The organism is Candidatus Campylobacter infans (assembly GCF_013416015.1).
Lineage (GTDB): Bacteria > Campylobacterota > Campylobacteria > Campylobacterales > Campylobacteraceae > Campylobacter > Campylobacter infans.
Genome location: NZ_CP049075.1, coordinates 632,734 through 649,190, shown reverse-complemented (window position 1 = coordinate 649,190; position 16,457 = coordinate 632,734). Strand labels below are relative to the sequence as shown.

Genomic DNA, 16,457 nt, shown 5'->3' with positions numbered 1-16,457 from the left:
AATGAAAAGAAATTTTAATTATTTAAAAATTTGGCTTAGTTTTTTTATTTTGTTTATTTTTAGCGGTTGTGCTAGCAAAACCCTAAACTACGAGCCAAAAGAAGTAAAAAGCGATTATAACGCCACTTGGCAATACAGCTTTAATATAGCAGAGCTTGATGAGCTAATACAAAAAACTCTAAAAAATAACGAAAACCTAAACACCGCAGTGCTAAACCTAAACATAGCCTTGCGCCAAGCAGGACTGAATAAAGTAGATTTATTCCCAACCCCAAGTGCTAGCCTTAGTGCTAGTTCTTCGCGCGATATTAGCTACCACGATAAAAGCAAACGCTCATTTAGCTCAGGCTTTGGTTTATCGTGGGAGCTTGATCTTTGGGGCAGAGTTTATAATGCTTATGAAAGCGCAAATTTTAATGCGAAAAAAAGTTTATTAAATCTACAAGATATTCAAATAAGCATAATAAATAGCGTAATTAGCGAGTATTTTAATATCTTATATTTAAACGAAAGAAAACAAAATTTAATAAAAAATCTAACAAACATGCAAGCCCTTGATAAAATCGTTCGTCAAAAATTTAATTTAGGTAGAGCCGAATTGCTTGAATTAGCCCAAAGCAATGCTAATTTATTATCTGCTCAAAACTCCCTTAAATCCACAAATAAAGAGCTTGAAAACGCCTATGAAGCCTTGGCTAATCTAACACGCACAGAGCTAATTCCACAAGGCTACATTAGCGATATCACGCGCCCTAGTTTGGATTTTGGCATTGAAGTAGTTGGCGATGAAAATTTCAGCTTTTCAAAGCCACAAGAGCTAAAAATTGCGTGGATAGAGCGCATTTTAACTCGTCCTGATGTAAATGAAAAACTTGCTAGCTTAAATGCTGGATTTTATGATTATAAAATCGCTCAAAAAAATTTCTTGCCAAAAATCACGCTAAATGGCGGTTTAAATGATAGCGATAAAAATTTTAATGATGCTTTTGGCTTTAATTTATTAAGTGGCGCGCTAAATATTAGCTTGCCGTTTTTGGACTATGCGCGCTTAAAGAAAAATTTAAAAATCAGCCAAGATCAATTTGAAATTTTACGCCTAGCTTATAAGCAAAGCCTAAATAACGCCTTAAACGAAGCCATAAAATATGCCGCCTTTTATCAAATCGATACCCAAAACCTAAAAAATCAAGAAAAAATCGTAAGCCAGCGAGAGCAAATAGTTGAAATTTATAATCTCAAATACAATCAAGGCGCTGTGAGCTTAAAAGATTTATTAGAAGCACAAAACGCGCTTATATCAGCCCAAAACACCCTAGCTAGCCAAAAATACGAACTAATAAACGATGAAATAAACTTTTATAAAGCAATCGCAAGGTAAAATAGCGCGCAAATTTTAATCAACGCAAGGATAAATATGAAATTTTCAAAGCTTTTTATACCTACCATAAAAGAAGCGCCAAAAGACGCCACTCTAATAAGCCACCAGCTTTTAATAAGAGCAGGATTTATCGCTAGTAGCGGTGCTGGATTATATAATTTATTACCCTTAGGGCTAAAAATGCTACATAAAATTTCAGCCATTGTGCGTGATGAAATGAATAAAGCAGGCGCAAATGAATTAGCAATGAGCGTAGTAACGCCAGCTAGTTTATGGAGCCAAAGCGGGCGATATGAAGTTTTTGGTAAAGAGCTTTTGAGATTTAAAGACAGAAAAAATAATGCTTTCGTTTTTAGCCCAACAAACGAAGAAAGTATCGTTGATATCGTGCGCGGACGCATAACTAGCTATAAGCAACTGCCTCTAAATTTATACCAAATCAACACAAAATTTAGAGACGAAGCAAGACCTAGATTTGGCATTATGCGCGCGCGTGAGTTTGTGATGAAAGATGCATATAGCTTTCACGCAGATGAAAAGGACTTAAAGCGCGAGTTTGCTAATATGGAGCGCGCTTATAATGCGATATTTACGCGCCTTGGGCTAAGCTTTGTAGCCGTAAATGCCGATAGTGGCGCAATAGGTGGAAGCGGGAGCAAAGAATTTATGGTTTTAGCAAATAGCGGTGAAGATGATATTTTACTAAGCCAAAATTACGCCGCAAATGTCGAAGCAGCAATTAGACAAGCCCGCACCAGCGATGCTCCGCGCCCTGAGAGTAATGCTATGAGTAAATTTAAAACGCCAGATTGTGATACCATCGCAAAGGTAGCTGAGTTTTTCCATGTGGATGCATTTTACACAATTAAGGCTGTGATTAAAAAAGCGATTTTTGAAAACGGCTCAAAAATAATTGTATTTTTTGTGCGTGGCGATGATGAATTACAAAACATAAAGGCTCAAAATGCTGCAAAAGCCTTAGAGATTGAAGATGCAAGTGCTGATGAAATCGCAAAAGCTGGGCTTGTGGCTGGATACTGCGGGCCAGCGCATTTACCAGAAAATATAGATTTTTACATAGACAACGAACTAAAAAATGAAAGCCAGATGATTTGCGGAGCAAATGAATTTGGTTATCATATAGTAGGCTTTAAGGTTTCAAATTTTAAAGATGAGCGTTTTGCGGATTTAGTGGCGGTAAAAGCCGGCGATATCAGCGTAGATGGCGGTATTTTAAGCCTTAAAAAAGGCATTGAGGTAGGACATATTTTTCAACTTGGTCAAAAATATTCGCGCGCTATGAACGCTACTTTTTTAGATGAAAATGGCAAAGCCACGCCTTTTATAATGGGTTGTTATGGCATAGGCGTTAGTAGATTAATCGCTGCGATGGTAGAGCAAAACCACGATGAGCGCGGCATAATCTGGCAAAAACAATGCGCGCCTTTTGATTTGCATATAATAGTAGGCGATGTTAAAAATGAAAAGCAAATGAGTTTTGCAAGCGAGCTTGAAAGCGAGCTTGAAAGTGCTGGATTTGAGGTTTTATTAGATGATAGAAATGAACGCTTTGGCGTGAAAATGGCCGATTTTGAGCTAATTGGCATTCCAAATGCCATAATAATCGCCAAAAGCCTAGAAAATGAGCAAGTAGAAATCATCACGCGCAAAAATCTAATAAAAGAAAAAATCCCAGCAAATCAAGCAAAAATTGAGCTAGAAAAAAGGCTAAAAGCTTAAAATGCCTTTAAATGGCTTTTGAAAAAGCTAACAAATGTGGCTTTAAAATTTTAAAATATTTTATTAAATTTTAAATGCAATTTACATAATTAAAATTTCAATTTAATTATAAAAAGCGCGGAAAAATTGCCCGCTTTTTGCTTTTGCGTTCTTAAAAAATTGCGTTATATATAATGAGCTGGGTTTTTAAAATGTAAATAATCTTGGCATTTTCATTTAGCATTTTTTGGCTAAGGTAGCGCGACAAATGCGCGCTAAAAAATATACTTGCTTTAAAATTTTAAATTTCAGCTAATAATTTAGCCAAATTTTAAATTAAAATTTAGCTAAATAAACCACACAAATAACCTAGCTTTTCATTGCTTCTTTTGCATATTTTATGCCTAAATCATAAGCTTTATTATTTGCTTCTTTAACCTTATCTGGCACAGATGAAAGCATACGCTCGCGCACCTTTTCTATATCCATTACCTTGCTAAACTCCATAGCCACGCCAAGAGCTACTACGCTCTGGGTTATTACATTGCCTACTTCGTCTTTTGCTATTGAAATTATCGGTATATCATAGATGCGCCATTTTTTCTTATCTTCATCGCTTGGCTTTACTAGATTTGGCTCTATTACAATGGCTCCGCCTTCTTTGACGCCGCTTTTAAAAGCATCATAGCTTTTTTGCGCAGTAGCTAGCATAAAATCTATCTCACCTTCATTTGCATAAGGGTAAGAAATCGGCTCATCATCAAGCAAAATATCCACCTTAGTTGGCCCGCCACGCACTTGTGAGGTGTATGTAGATGCCTTTATGCCATATCCGCCCTCAGAAATTTTAGCAGCTGAGAGAATTTCACCAGCTAGTATTACGCCCTGGCCGCCTACGCCTACAAATCTTAGCTGTGTCATTTAATCTCCTCAAAGTTTAGCTTTGTATTATTTTGCCATGCTTGGCGCACTTTTTCATATGCATCGGTGTATTCTATGTGGCTTTCATCTTTATGCAACACGCCAGTTGGGAAAAGTCCTATGCGCTCTTCATCGCTTAGGCTTTCAAATTTTGATTTGCTAACGGTGCGAGAATCTATCCATTTAACCATTTGCGTGGCTTCGCCCATTTTGTTTTTGCGTCCTAGATTGATATGGCAGTTTGAAAACACATCAAATAAACTATAACCTTTATGCTTAAAGCCCTCTACTAAAAGTTTTTCTAGTTTTAGCGGGTTGATTATGGTTTCGCGCCCGACAAAGCTAGCACCAGCTGCTATTGCTAGTTTAGCAGCATCAAAATTTGGATCGATATTGCCAAGCTGAGCCGTAACTGTCCAAAATCCCTGTGGCGTAGTTGGGCTAGTTTGAGAGTTTGTAAGTCCATAAATAAAATTATTTACTATTATGTGATTTAAATCGATATTTCTTCTACAGCCATGGATTGTATGATTGCCACCTATTGCCATACTATCGCCATCGCCTGTTACTACTATTACATGTTTATCTGGGTTTGCTAGCTTTATGCCAGTAGCATAGGCTATGGCGCGCCCGTGCGTTGTATGAACTGTATTACAATCCACATAACTAGACATACGCCCAGAGCAGCCTATACCGCTAACCAAACACACATCGTCCATATCCCAACCTAGCGTATCTATGGCGCGGATAATGCTTTTTAAAATTACGCCATCGCCACAGCCCCAGCACCAAAGTGTAGGCATTTTGCTTGTGCGTAAATATTTATCATAATTAAACGCCATTTAAAACTCCTTGATTTTATTTAAAATTTCACTTGGGCTTAGCGGGCGACCATTTGCTTTAAATAAAGTTTTTATATCATCTCTTAGCATACAACGCACGATTTCGCCATAATACTGCCCCATATTTAGCTCTGCTACTAAAATTTTATTAAATTTCTTGCCTATTTCTTTTAGCTTTTTCTCAGGGCTTGGCCATAGAGTTATAGGGCGGAAAATCCCCGCTTTTATGCCAGCTTCTCTTGCTTTATTTACGGCTTCTTTGGCGGCTAGGCTCACGCTACCATAGCAAATCACGCAAATTTCAGCATCTTCAAGCTTGTATTCTTCATAATCATCAATTTCATCCATATGATGTAAAAATTTATTAAATAAACGATTTGTATTATACGCTACTATATCGCCATCTTCTGTTGGAAAGCCGCTTGGGCCGTGGTGCAAGCCTGTTATGTGATAATGGTATCCTTTAAAAAATGGATTTAGCGTAGCTGGCTCATCTGGGCCAGCCTCATAAGGATTATAATCTTTTGGATCGCCCTTAAACTCGCGCCGCGGTGTGATTGTGATTTCATTTGCTTCTGGTAAAAATGCGCGCCCTTGCATATGCCCGATAGTTTCATCAAGTAGCAAAAATACAGGCGTGCTAAAACGATTTGCTAAATTAAATGCGCGAACGGTTTGAGTGTAGATTTCACTTAAATTACCAGGAGCTACCACAAGCGAGCACATATCGCCGTGGCTTGGGTTTTTAGCTTGTAAAATATCGCCTTGTGCCACGCGCGTAGGCAAGCCAGTGCTTGGCCCGCCACGCATCACATTTACTACCACAAGCGGAATCTCAGCTATAAAACCAAGCCCGATTTGCTCAGCCTTTAAAGATATGCCAGGGCCTGAGCTTGCAGTCATTGCCTTAGCACCGCTCATCGCAGCTCCAAGAGCCACGCTAACGCCTGAAATTTCATCTTCCATTTGGATAAAAGTCCCGCCATTTTTAGGTAAAAGCACGCTCATTTCGTGCGCTATCTCGCTGCTTGGCGTGATAGGATAACCGCCAAAAAAATTACAGCCACATTCTATCGCGGCCTTTGCTACTAGGGCATTGCCTGAAGTTATAACATCTCTCATCGCCTATCCTTAATCAATCTTTCTAAAATGATTAGCACGCACGGCTTCACCACGCGCTTTTGCCTCAGGCGTTAGCTTAGCAAACTTAAAACCTTTATCAGCCACATAAATTGCAAAATCAGGGCAATGAAGCTCACAATCACGGCATCCTATGCAACTTTGAGGATGTACTACTTCAATCATCATACCTTGAATAGCGTGAATATCCTCTTTCATTCCCAAAACGCCAGCTGGGCAGTAGCTAACGCATATATCACAGGCCTTACAACGGCTTTCATCTACCCAAACCGCGCGACCTTCTGGTTGTTCAACCATCTAGCACTCCTTAAAAATTTTTGGCGAAATTTAGCCTAAAATAGTTAATATAATTTAGAAATTATAAAATTAACTTATTTATTTTAGTTGATTTTAAGTTTCTAAGAAAATTTTAATTGATTTTACTTAGTTTTGTGCTTAAAATTTATAAAATTTAATAAATTTTAAAGAGCAAAAATTGCTAAGCCTTTAAACAAAATATGCTACAATCAGCACTTTTTTAAGGATGAAAATGATAGGTGTGATTGATTATGGTGCTGGTAATATCAAAAGCGTTTTAAATGCCCTAAATTTCGTTGATAGCAAAAACGATATCAAACTAATCACCGCTCCACAAGAATTAGCCAAATGCCAAAAGCTGATTTTACCGGGCGTGGGAGCTTTTAAAGATGCGATGGATAAATTAAATAAAAATAATTTAACACAAGCCATTAAAGAACACATAGCTCAAAATAAGCCATTTTTAGGCATTTGCCTTGGTATGCAATTACTTTTTGAAAAGAGCTATGAATTTGGCGAATGTAACGGACTAGGCGTGTTTAAAGGGGAAATTTTAAAATTTGATGAAACTCGCTTTAATGCGCCATTAAAAGTACCGCATATGGGCTGGAATTCTTGCGAGTTTATAAAAGAATGCCCGCTTACAAAAGGGCTTAAACAAAGCGAATATTTTTATTTTGTGCATAGCTACCACGCTAAATGCGATGATGAGCTTGTGCTAGCTTTTAGTGATTATGGCTATAAGTTTGTAAGTGCTGTGGCAAAAGATAATGTTTTTGGCTTTCAGCCACACCCTGAAAAATCCCAAAATGCCGGCTTATGCGTGCTGAAAAATTTTATTTATTTATGTCAATATATATAAAGAATTAAATAAGCATTATAACGCACGATAAGCGAATTTTGTTTTTTAATTAAATTTGAATTGCTAATTAATTTACTGATAAAATTTTATTCACCGTGCGGTTAATAGAGTATAAATTTAAAAATCATTTATAATTTTTATATAATTTATTTTAATAAATTTAATGCTTTTAAACTTTCTTTTACTATATTTATCCTTTTTGCAAGGTCATCTGAATTGATATTATCAATATTTAAAGCAAAGACGTATATATTATCATTTTCTTCAAGCCAGCCTACGAACCAACCAATAGGCTCAGTTGTCATGTTTTTAGAATCAGCTAATCCAGTTTTTCCATGAAGCGTATAATTGTAAGTTTGCTCTAGTATAGTAATATCAGAAATAGCTTTTTGTATTTCTATAGGATACGGTAATTCATTTTGAGCTAATTTAGTTAATAATTTAACTTGCTCCATCGCACTTATTTCCAAAGGTCCTTCAAGCCAAAAAGTATCTACACTATCACCTATACTTTTATTACCAAAATCTAGTTTTTCTATATTCTCTTTCATCTTTTTAAGACCTATTCTTCTTGCTAATTCTTTATATGCCGGTACTTGCGAATTTTTAATTGCATATCTTAAATTAGAGTCTTTAGCCCAAGATTCGAGAAAAACTTTTTCGCCATTATATTTATAAAATACTTCATCTACATCTTTAACTGCTTTTTCATTTAAGCCTATTAAACTATTATATATTTTAAATGTTGATGCTGGATAAAATCTTTGTTCAGCTCTTTCTTTATTATGAATTATATATTTATCATCATTTAAATTATATATAACTAATGTTCCTTCAGCATTGCTATTAGTAAATATATTATCTATTAATGTAGTTTCATTTGATATTTTTTCTGTATTTTTACAAGATATTAAAATAACAAAAATAAATATTAATATAAAATTTTTTTTAGACATTTATAATCCTTGATATTTTTGCGGAGTATATATTAAATTTGTATGATTGTCAACTGCTATATAGTATTGCTTACAGAATTTCTAAAAAGTGCGGTAGTAAAAATAAATTTTAAAATTTAAAGACATTGAAGTTAAAAAATAAGCAAAAAGCGGGAGTTTTATCCGCGCTTTTTACAATTAAGCTTAAAATTTTAATCTATCAAATTTTAAGCTTCGCGTTTAGCCTCTGCTATATCGGCATTTGCTTCGTCATTTTCATCTACAAGGCGACTTGGCAAATTATTTTCTTGCTCATAGGCTTTAATAATCTCGCGCACCTTTGCGCCCTCAATAGTTTCTGTTTCATAAAGTGCGCTTACCATATTTTCAATAGCGCCCCTATAAAGCGTTAGAGTTTTTAACACCTCTTCAAAACGATCATTTAAGAAATTTTTCACAAACTCATCTAATTTTTTAGCCATATCATCGCTGTAATCTTTAAGAGTTTGGCCACCATTTAAAAATAAATTGCGTTGTTTTTCAAGCACCATAAGCCCTGCTACATCGCTCATACCATACATAGAAACCATCGCCTTAACTATATCAGTAGCGCGCTCTAAGTCATTACTAGCGCCTGTGCTAACCTCGCCTATAAACACCTGCTCAGCTGCGCGCCCGCCAAGAAGCACATCTATTTTTGCGATTAGCTCGTGCTTTTGCATTAAAAATTTGTTTTCTTCTGGGGTATTTAGCGTGTAACCAAGAGCTGCAAGACCGCGTGGAATCACTGATACTTTGGTTACCTTATCGGCACCAGCGGTTGTTTCAGCAATTAGCGCGTGGCCACATTCATGGTAGGTTACTATTTTTTTCTCTTTTGGATTGATACGGCGTGATTTTTTCTCTAAGCCCGCGATTGCGCGCTCTACTGCTTCTACTAAATCTTGTTGCTCTATGCTTGCTTTATTAGCGCGCCCTGCTAAAAGAGCTGCTTCATTTATAATATTTGCTAAATCAGCACCAGCAAGCCCTGCTGTAAGGCGGCCAATCTCATCCATATCCACGCTTTTGCTTAGTTTTACTTCTTTGCTATGCACCTTTAAAATTTCAACGCGCCCTTTAAAATCTGGCTTATCTACAAGCACTTGCCTATCAAAACGCCCCGGACGCAACAAAGCCGCATCTAGCACTTCTGGGCGATTTGTGGCCGCTAAAACTATAACAGGACTTTTATCGCTATCAAAGCCGTCCATTTCAGCAAGCAGTTGATTAAGGGTTTGCTCTCTCTCGTCATTGCCACCTATCATACCGCCTGCATTACGGCTCTTGCCGATGGCGTCTATTTCATCTATAAACACAATTGCTGGCGCTTCTTTTTTAGCTTTTTCAAATAAATCGCGCACACGACTAGCCCCAACGCCCACAAACATTTCTATAAAGCTAGACCCAGAAACTGAAAAAAACGGCACATTTGCTTCGCCAGCCACAGCCTTTGCTAGCAATGTTTTACCAGTGCCTGGAGGGCCAACTAAAAGCACGCCTTTTGGAATTTTAGCGCCTAAGGTTATGTATCTTTCAGGATTTTTTAGAAAATCTACTATTTCTTTAACCTCTTCTTTGCTCTCTTCAACGCCTGCTACATCATCAAATTTTACTTTTGGGCGTTCGGAGTTTATTAGCCCTTTTGTGCTACCTATGCCTAAAATTCCATTACCTACATTTTTTTGCATGCGAGATGCCAAAAACATCCATATAGCAAAGAAAATAAACACAGGTATAACCCAAGTAAATAATAAATCGCTAAGCCAATTATTTTCATTATACGCGCTATAACTTACGCCGTTTTCTTCGAGCAAAGGTATAAGCGTGGTATCATTTGCGACTTTTTTTGCTGTGTAGGTTATGCCCTGGCTAGATGTCGCTTTTATGGTGCTTTGTGCGATTGCCACACTTAAAATTTCTTTATTTTTGACCATTTGTTTTAGATCTGAGTATGAGACATTTCTATTTGCATTGCTTGCCCCTCCACTAAAATCATTAAAATTTTCAGGCGCAAAACTTCTAAAAATCAACACCATCACAATAGCAAAAATCGCAAAGGTTAAAATAGGATTTTTGTTAAAAGGATTGTTATTGCCGCCGTTATTGTCGTTGTTTTGTTGCATATTTTGTTTCATTTATATCCTTTGAAATATAAAACTTTCCCATTCATTTTTACTAAGGTTTTCTAAGCATTTTAGCTCTTTAAAGCTTTGTAAAATTCGCTCTTTATAGCGATTTAATATACCAGAAAGTATTAAATAAGCCCCGTCTTTTAAGCTGTTTTTAAGCTCATTTGAAAGAGCTAAAATCACATCAGCAATGATATTTGCGCACACTATATCGTATTTTGCGTTTATTTTATCTATGCTGCCTACTACTGTGCGATTTAGGCTTATTTTATTTTTGCTGGCATTAGCTTGGCTTGCGCTAATTGCTTGCTCATCAGTATCAAGCGCATCTACATTTAATCCAAGCTTAGCTAAGGCAATACTTAAAATTCCACTCCCACAACCTAAATCCAAGGCATTTTTACCTTTAAACTTGCTTGCATATTTACTAATCAACTCCAAGCAAGATGCGGTGCTTTCATGATGCCCTGAACCAAAAGCAAGAGCTGGATCGATGATTATTTCTATATCATCTTTACTGCTTTCACACCAACTAGGGCGAATATAAAACTGCCCGCATTTTACAGGCTTAACTCCATCTTGATACGCTTTTATCCAATCGCTATTAGGCTTTTTGCTTAGCTTTGTAGAAATATCTATATTTGCTTTTTGTGCGAAAGTTTTTAGCCCAAGATCTATAATATCTAATGGATTTTCATCTCTTATAATAAACCCGCCGTTTATTTGCTCTATGGCACTTATGCCAAGCTCAAAAGCTAAATCCGATAAAATTTGAGAATGCGAGCTAAGAACGCTTAGCTCATAGTAAGTTTGCTGTATCATAAAGATTATATTAAGCTGGCATGCCTAGCACATCTTCAAGTTTTTCTTTTAATACCTGCGGAGTAAAGGGCTTTACTATATAGTTATTTACGCCAGCTTTTAGCGCGGTGATAACCTCTGCCTTGCCGCCTTCTGTGGTAACCATTATTATAGGCATATCTGCATATTTTTGCTCAGCGCGGACTTTTTTTACCAAATCCAAGCCATTCATTTCAGGCATATTCCAATCAGTTATAAGCACATTTATATCATTATTTGCTTCTAAAATCGTCCATGCTTCTAAGCCATGCTCAGCTTCTAAAATATCCTTATGTCCTAGTCTTTGAAGTGTATTTTTTATAATTCTTCTCATAGTAGAGCTATCATCAACAACTAGTAATTTCACGCTCATCCTTTGTTAAAGCAAAAATTTTAAGGCGGAATTGTAGCAAAAAAAGTTTAAGTTTTGCTTTTAAATCAACGATTTTTAGCTACTTCAAATGCTGTTTTTAGATCAATCTTACCTTCATAATAAGCCTTGCCAACAATCACGCCAGAAATTTGCGGGTATTCTAAAAGCGCGTAAATATCGTTTATATCGCGCACTCCGCCACTTGCAATCACTGGGGTTTTGCTAGCATCTGCGATTTTAGCCGTTAATTTTGCATTTACTCCACTTAGCGTGCCGTCTTTGCTGATATCTGTGGTTATAATAGCCTCCAAGCCCGCACCTATGTAGCTTTTAGCTAGTTCTTCGCCGCTAATGTTGCTCACATTCACCCAGCCGTGCGTAGCAACCTTTTCATCTTGTAAATCAATCCCAACCACGATTTTATAACGCTTTGCCATCTCTTTGGTGAAATTTTGATCTTTTAAAGCCACAGAGCCTAAAATCACGCGATCAACGCCCAAATTGATATAATCTTTTATGCGCGCCTCATCTCTTATCCCGCCACCAACTTCTATTTTTAGGCTAGTTTTTGTGGCAATTTTTTCTATTGTTTTAAAATTTATAGCCTCGCCGGCTATGGCACCATCTAAATCCACAATATGCAAATATCTTGCGCCAAAATTTTCAAAAACCTTCGCCAGCTCGCTAGGGTCGTTTGAATAAATTTTAGCTGAGTTCATTTGCCCTTTAAATAATCGCACCGCCTTAGAATCTTTTAAATCAATGGCTGGGATAATCTCCATTTTTATCCTTTTTTTAAAATTTTAAAAACACAATCAAAATTTTACTATTAAAATTTCAATAAAAATAAAATATCGCTTTTATAAAATGCTGAATTTATAATGCTTTAAGCTAGCCTTTGGCGCGCAGACATTTTAAATAATAAAATTTACGCATTTTCTAGCCCAGCCCTTACGCAAAATGCAGCAAATAAACAGCGCAAAGCACCAACACAATGCCTACAAAGCCTATGGGTTTGAGCTTTTGAGCGAAAAAATAATATCCCCCAGCCGTAGTTCCCAAAATGCCTATCGCGCCCCAAAGCGTGTAAGCAACGGGCAGCTGCATACCCAAATCAAGCGCAAAAGCCAAAGCCACAAAGCAACTATCCACAAGCAACAAAGCCAAAAGCCCCCACCATAGCTTTTTAAAGCCATCGGACTTTGCCAAAGCTAAATTTGAAAAAATATCCAAAACGCCCGAAAAGCAAATGAGTAAAAACGCCGCCATTTTAGTCCTTTACCCTTAAATTTAGAGCGGAATTTGCGCTTGTGTCGTGCTTTTCGCCCAAGATAATGCAAACTATGCCGATGAAACCAAGTGCCACGCCGAAGTATTGCTGAGTGCTTAAAATAGGGTTAAAAAAGATAAAACTCACAAACAAAACGCCTATGCCGCCGATGATTTCCCACGCCGCATACGCCACACCCACTGAAATTTGTCGCAACGCTAAGGACATAAGAAAATAAGAAGCGTTCATAAAACACACCAAAATCACCTTGCTTAAAACGGGGCTTTCCTCAAAAACTTGCAGCAAACTAAGCCCTGCAATTTCAAGCGCGATAGCCAAACACAGCATTATCCACGAACGAATGCGAGAATTTTTTGTCATTTTTGTCCTTTTTTATTTTTGTTTTTTTAACTTTATTTTGCATTTTATCTTTTGTAAAATAAATTAGTATTTTTTGGGCTAGTATTATTGTAGCAAATTTTATTTTTAGGCATTAAATTTTAAAATTTGCGCGCTTTTTAGCTAAATAAAATTTATTTTATTTAAAAACTAACTTAGGGCTTAGCCTTATCAAAGACTAAAATAAGTCCGCCAAAAATGATACCCAAAATGCCCGCAAACACCATAGCACTAGGAAAATCGTCCCCTAAAAATAGCCCCAAAATCAGCGAAAAGATGACATCAAGGTAGCTTACCCCTGCCACAACGCCTGCTTTTTTAGCTATGCCGTAGCTTTTTGTAAGATGAATTTGATACACCGCGCCCAAAATGCCCATCACAGCGATGATAGCCCAAGCCTTTAAATCTGGCATCTTAAACTCACAAAGCAGGAAATCAAGCCCCTTTGGAGCGTAAAATTCGCCCACTATCATCGAGCAAAGTGGCACGAGCGAGCCTACTATCATAAAGGCAAGGGCGATTTTTTCAGTGGTGTAGTAGTGGCGCAGCTGTCTTGCACTTGTTACTGAAACAGCTGATAAAAACCCGCACAGCACGCCCAAAAGTGAGTTTTTTATGTCAAAACCCGTGTGAAATTGAGCCTCCGCCCAAGGCTGAGCGATGAAAAGCACGCCACAAAAGCCCACAAAAATGCCACCCCAACCGCGAAGCCCCACGCTTTCTTTAAAGATAAAAAACGACAAAAGCGTAGTAAAGATAGGTGCGGTTTTTTGAAAGGCAAAAGCTCCGCCAAGCGTGATATGCTCGATATTGTAAAAGAGTAGATAAAGCGAAAGCACGCCCGCAACTCCACGAAAAACAAGCAAGCTAAAATGCCCGCCCTCGCGTGGTTTGAGCGTGGATTTTTGGTAAAGGTAGAGTAGGTAAAGGGCGGCGATGAAATTTCTAAAAAACACCACTTCAATGGCTGGCAAGTCCTTGCTAAGTAGCTTCGCGCAAACTCCGATAAGCGCAAAGTCAAGGCAAGCTAGCACCATAAAATATGCGCCCAAATTGTGTTTTATCACTCTTAACATTTTTTCTCTTTATTTAAAATTTGGCTTAGTTTTAAAGCGCATTTTATTTAAAATTTTAATTTTATAAAATAAAAATTTTATTAAATATTTAAAATTTTAAAACAAGATTTTTAGCCCAAAAAAAGCAAGTTTAATAAGGGTTTTAAACCTTTAAAAACACACAACCAAACTCATCTTTGCCTATTATAAATTAAAATTTCTAATACAACACTTACAAAACTACAAACACAAAAAAGAAGTTAAAAATATAAAAATTTTATTTGATTATAAATTTTAAAATTTAGCCTAATTCAAATAATTTAAACAAAGCTGATTACAAAAAGCAATTTTGGCGAGAGAATGAGAGAATCGAACTCTCCGCGAGACAGCCAGCTGCCCCGCCAGCGGATTTGAAGTCCGTGAGTATCACCAGATAGCTTTATTCTCCAAAAGGCATTTTAGCTAAAATTTTAAAATTTAAAGCAGAAAATTTATTAAATTTCATACAAAATTTTAAATTTCAAAACAAAGTAAAATTTTGAATAAATTTCAAAATTTGCCTTCGAGGCCTTTAAATTGAATAAATTATAAATAAATTTTAAAATTTAGCCTAAATTTTAATCATTTGCGTTGGCTTTTAAAATTTCAAAACGCCTTTTTTTGCGATTGCGAAGTCTTTTTCTAATCTCTAAAATTTCCTTGTAGGTTGCGTGGATATGCTCTAAAATTTCTCCATCTCTTAAAACCTTGCCAGCGCCTAAAAATTCAACCTCTCTATATATTTTTTTCTCAAAATCATAATATTTTAATTTTTGATTAAAAATATTTTTAATATCAAATAAATGTAAAAATAATGGGTCAAAAAAATCGATATTTTGGTAGTTAAAATGCTCTTTGCTGTGTTTGATTAGCTCATTTGTATAATCATAACGCGCACTTAATTTAGAAAACTCATCAAGCCCGGCGCAGTTTTGAAAACTACATTTAAAGCGGTAAGTAGGATAAAATTTTTTAATGTTTGGTAGCGGTAAAATCAGCGTTTGATACATTTTTGTGTAGCTTGGCAGGGCTTGGGGGTTAATCATTGTAAAGTTTATTTTATGGCTGGGAAAAAGGCGCAAAAGCAAGGACTTTTTTTTAGCAATTGAGCGTTTTGTTTGGCGGTATTCTTTAATGCTTACTTCAAACCAATAAATCTGTCCATCATCGCCAAGCCCCAAAATATCAAACTCGCCAAGCCCAATGCCTGCGCTTTTATAAACGATTTGGCCTTGCTTGTTATAACAAAATCCATCGCGAACAAAACCCTTTTTTGGTTTTATGCATTTTGCTAGCAAAAAACGAATATCACTTCTATTTTGTATAAGCCATGAAAATGCGTGCATTTCGTATATTTCGCCAAGAAGTGAGTTGTATTGATTTGGGTTGTCTTTGTCTTTTATGTAGCCATTGTATTGTCTTAATTTGACTTCGTGTTTTTGCATTTTTGTCCTTTTTGGTGCGCATTTTATCATATTATTTTTAGTTATTTTAGATAAAATCTGCGCTTTTTAAGGGAGTAAAAATGGTAAAGATTAAAATTTGTGGCATTAAAAATGAGATTGAGGCTAAAAGCGTGTGTGAATGCGAATATAACGGCAAAAAAGTAGATTTTATAGGCCTAATTTTTGCGCCTAGTAAAAGGCAGGTGGATTTATTGATGGCGGCTAAAATTTCTAAAATCGCGCATAAAAACGCCATTAAAATCGCTGGCGTTTTTGATAGCGTAGAAAATGCCAAAAACATCGCAAAATTAGGCTTTTTAGATGCCATTCAAATCTATGAAAAATTAGATAATAAAATTTTATTAAACGCTAAAAATGCGAGCATTTGGCAAGTGTTTAGCGTTGATGTGGGTTGTAAAGCGTTGGCAAAAATAAATGGCGATTATGATATGGCACTTTTTGATTGTAAGGGCGCAAAGCTTGGTGGCAACGGCGTTAGCTTTGATTGGGAAATTTTGCGTGATGTAAAGCTGCCTTTTGGGATTGCTGGCGGTTTAGATGAAAATAATTTTCAAAAAGCATTAAAATTTAAACCAACCTTGCTTGATTTTAACAGCCGCTTAGAAGATGAAAACGGCCAAAAAATACAAGATAAAATAATTAAAATTTTAAAAATATTGCATAATTTTAAAGCATACTAGATTTTTAAAGCATATAAAAAAGAGAAAAATTTTAAAATTTTTGCTACAATTAGAGCTTTTATTTTTTAAA

17 protein-coding genes and 1 tRNA gene are annotated in these 16,457 nt (G+C 36.3%); 4 read left to right on the top strand and 14 right to left on the bottom strand.

What is annotated here, in order from left to right:
* Position 1 precedes the first annotated feature (1 nt).
* Together CINF_RS03425 and CINF_RS03420 are read left to right on the top strand one after the other, a co-directional pair.
* Entirely contained in the window at positions 2–1,378 is a 1,377-nt protein-coding gene (locus tag CINF_RS03425; protein WP_179975755.1) for a TolC family protein, read from the top strand.
* Positions 1,379–1,414: 36 nt separating this feature from the next.
* Positions 1,415–3,118, top strand: a complete 1,704-nt coding sequence (locus tag CINF_RS03420; protein WP_179975754.1) for a proline--tRNA ligase — start codon at positions 1,415–1,417, stop codon at positions 3,116–3,118.
* Between the two features lie 348 nt (positions 3,119–3,466).
* Here the strand turns inward: CINF_RS03420 and CINF_RS03415 are convergent, their stop codons facing one another.
* Genes CINF_RS03415 through CINF_RS03400 form a run of 4 tightly spaced genes read right to left on the bottom strand, consistent with a single transcriptional unit; the run spans position 3,467 to position 6,297 of the window.
* Positions 3,467–4,018: a 2-oxoacid:acceptor oxidoreductase family protein gene (locus tag CINF_RS03415; RefSeq protein WP_178697290.1), complete on the bottom strand. Its 552-nt coding sequence runs from the start codon at positions 4,016–4,018 to the stop codon at positions 3,467–3,469.
* Complete coding sequence (locus CINF_RS03410) at positions 4,015–4,860, bottom strand: 2-oxoglutarate ferredoxin oxidoreductase subunit beta (protein WP_178697291.1); 846 nt, start codon at positions 4,858–4,860, stop codon at positions 4,015–4,017. Before CINF_RS03410 ends, CINF_RS03415 begins: the two co-directional genes overlap by 4 nt.
* Positions 4,861–5,982 (bottom strand): 2-oxoglutarate synthase subunit alpha, encoded by a 1,122-nt coding sequence (locus CINF_RS03405; protein ID WP_178697292.1) that lies wholly within the window; start codon positions 5,980–5,982, stop codon positions 4,861–4,863.
* 9 nt (positions 5,983–5,991) lie between these two features.
* Positions 5,992–6,297 (bottom strand): 4Fe-4S binding protein, encoded by a 306-nt coding sequence (locus tag CINF_RS03400; RefSeq protein ID WP_178697293.1) that lies wholly within the window; start codon positions 6,295–6,297, stop codon positions 5,992–5,994.
* A 232-nt stretch (positions 6,298–6,529) separates the two neighbouring features.
* Here CINF_RS03400 and hisH point away from each other — a divergent pair, with 232 nt between their 5' ends.
* On the top strand, positions 6,530–7,159 hold the full coding sequence (hisH, locus tag CINF_RS03395; protein WP_179975753.1) for an imidazole glycerol phosphate synthase subunit HisH: 630 nt from the start codon (positions 6,530–6,532) through the stop codon (positions 7,157–7,159).
* Positions 7,160–7,305: 146 nt separating this feature from the next.
* Here the strand turns inward: hisH and CINF_RS03390 are convergent, their stop codons facing one another.
* The 10 genes from CINF_RS03390 to CINF_RS03345 form a co-directional block, all read right to left on the bottom strand.
* A complete protein-coding gene (locus CINF_RS03390; protein WP_063864094.1) occupies positions 7,306–8,115 on the bottom strand; it encodes an OXA-63 family oxacillin-hydrolyzing class D beta-lactamase OXA-471 in 810 nt (269 codons plus the stop codon).
* 206 nt (positions 8,116–8,321) lie between these two features.
* Positions 8,322–10,259: an ATP-dependent zinc metalloprotease FtsH gene (ftsH, locus tag CINF_RS03385; protein WP_178697301.1), complete on the bottom strand. Its 1,938-nt coding sequence runs from the start codon at positions 10,257–10,259 to the stop codon at positions 8,322–8,324.
* A gap of 12 nt (positions 10,260–10,271) precedes the next feature.
* Complete coding sequence (locus CINF_RS03380; RefSeq protein ID WP_179975929.1) at positions 10,272–11,084, bottom strand: 50S ribosomal protein L11 methyltransferase; 813 nt, start codon at positions 11,082–11,084, stop codon at positions 10,272–10,274.
* A gap of 13 nt (positions 11,085–11,097) precedes the next feature.
* The gene (locus CINF_RS03375) at positions 11,098–11,472 is read right to left on the bottom strand and encodes a chemotaxis response regulator CheY (protein WP_178697295.1); all 375 of its coding nucleotides are present in this window, start codon (positions 11,470–11,472) and stop codon (positions 11,098–11,100) included.
* A gap of 71 nt (positions 11,473–11,543) precedes the next feature.
* Entirely contained in the window at positions 11,544–12,260 is a 717-nt protein-coding gene (gene hisA / locus CINF_RS03370; protein ID WP_179975752.1) for a 1-(5-phosphoribosyl)-5-[(5-phosphoribosylamino)methylideneamino]imidazole-4-carboxamide isomerase, read from the bottom strand.
* 169 nt (positions 12,261–12,429) lie between these two features.
* Positions 12,430–12,747: an SMR family transporter gene (locus CINF_RS03365; protein ID WP_179975751.1), complete on the bottom strand. Its 318-nt coding sequence runs from the start codon at positions 12,745–12,747 to the stop codon at positions 12,430–12,432.
* Between the two features lies 1 nt (position 12,748).
* Positions 12,749–13,129, bottom strand: coding sequence for a DMT family transporter (locus tag CINF_RS03360; RefSeq protein WP_179975750.1), 381 nt, complete (start codon positions 13,127–13,129; stop codon positions 12,749–12,751).
* Between the two features lie 173 nt (positions 13,130–13,302).
* Positions 13,303–14,223: a DMT family transporter gene (locus CINF_RS03355; RefSeq protein WP_179975749.1), complete on the bottom strand. Its 921-nt coding sequence runs from the start codon at positions 14,221–14,223 to the stop codon at positions 13,303–13,305.
* A 329-nt stretch (positions 14,224–14,552) separates the two neighbouring features.
* Positions 14,553–14,650: transfer RNA gene (locus tag CINF_RS03350), tRNA-Sec, on the bottom strand.
* A 169-nt stretch (positions 14,651–14,819) separates the two neighbouring features.
* On the bottom strand, positions 14,820–15,686 hold the full coding sequence (locus tag CINF_RS03345; protein WP_179975748.1) for a hypothetical protein: 867 nt from the start codon (positions 15,684–15,686) through the stop codon (positions 14,820–14,822).
* An 80-nt stretch (positions 15,687–15,766) separates the two neighbouring features.
* On the opposite strand from CINF_RS03345, the gene CINF_RS03340 reads away from it, so the two are divergent.
* Entirely contained in the window at positions 15,767–16,387 is a 621-nt protein-coding gene (locus CINF_RS03340; RefSeq protein WP_179975747.1) for a phosphoribosylanthranilate isomerase, read from the top strand.
* Positions 16,388–16,457: the final 70 nt, after the last annotated feature.

What these genes read in the sequence shown, in the direction of transcription:
- CINF_RS03410 (WP_178697291.1), bottom strand. Translation starts at nt 4,860, where the DNA reads ATGGCGTTTAATTATGATAAATATTTACGCACAAGCAAAATGCCTACA.
- CINF_RS03390 (WP_063864094.1), bottom strand. Translation starts at nt 8,115, where the DNA reads ATGTCTAAAAAAAATTTTATATTAATATTTATTTTTGTTATTTTAATA.
- CINF_RS03360 (WP_179975750.1), bottom strand. Translation starts at nt 13,129, where the DNA reads ATGACAAAAAATTCTCGCATTCGTTCGTGGATAATGCTGTGTTTGGCT.
- CINF_RS03340 (WP_179975747.1), top strand. Translation starts at nt 15,767, where the DNA reads ATGGTAAAGATTAAAATTTGTGGCATTAAAAATGAGATTGAGGCTAAA.
- CINF_RS03345 (WP_179975748.1), bottom strand. Translation starts at nt 15,686, where the DNA reads ATGCAAAAACACGAAGTCAAATTAAGACAATACAATGGCTACATAAAA.
- CINF_RS03405 (WP_178697292.1), bottom strand. Translation starts at nt 5,982, where the DNA reads ATGAGAGATGTTATAACTTCAGGCAATGCCCTAGTAGCAAAGGCCGCG.
- CINF_RS03415 (WP_178697290.1), bottom strand. Translation starts at nt 4,018, where the DNA reads ATGACACAGCTAAGATTTGTAGGCGTAGGCGGCCAGGGCGTAATACTA.
- hisH (WP_179975753.1), top strand. Translation starts at nt 6,530, where the DNA reads ATGATAGGTGTGATTGATTATGGTGCTGGTAATATCAAAAGCGTTTTA.
- CINF_RS03425 (WP_179975755.1), top strand. Translation starts at nt 2, where the DNA reads ATGAAAAGAAATTTTAATTATTTAAAAATTTGGCTTAGTTTTTTTATT.
- CINF_RS03420 (WP_179975754.1), top strand. Translation starts at nt 1,415, where the DNA reads ATGAAATTTTCAAAGCTTTTTATACCTACCATAAAAGAAGCGCCAAAA.
- CINF_RS03365 (WP_179975751.1), bottom strand. Translation starts at nt 12,747, where the DNA reads ATGGCGGCGTTTTTACTCATTTGCTTTTCGGGCGTTTTGGATATTTTT.
- ftsH (WP_178697301.1), bottom strand. Translation starts at nt 10,259, where the DNA reads ATGCAACAAAACAACGACAATAACGGCGGCAATAACAATCCTTTTAAC.
- CINF_RS03355 (WP_179975749.1), bottom strand. Translation starts at nt 14,223, where the DNA reads ATGTTAAGAGTGATAAAACACAATTTGGGCGCATATTTTATGGTGCTA.
- CINF_RS03400 (WP_178697293.1), bottom strand. Translation starts at nt 6,297, where the DNA reads ATGGTTGAACAACCAGAAGGTCGCGCGGTTTGGGTAGATGAAAGCCGT.
- hisA (WP_179975752.1), bottom strand. Translation starts at nt 12,260, where the DNA reads ATGGAGATTATCCCAGCCATTGATTTAAAAGATTCTAAGGCGGTGCGA.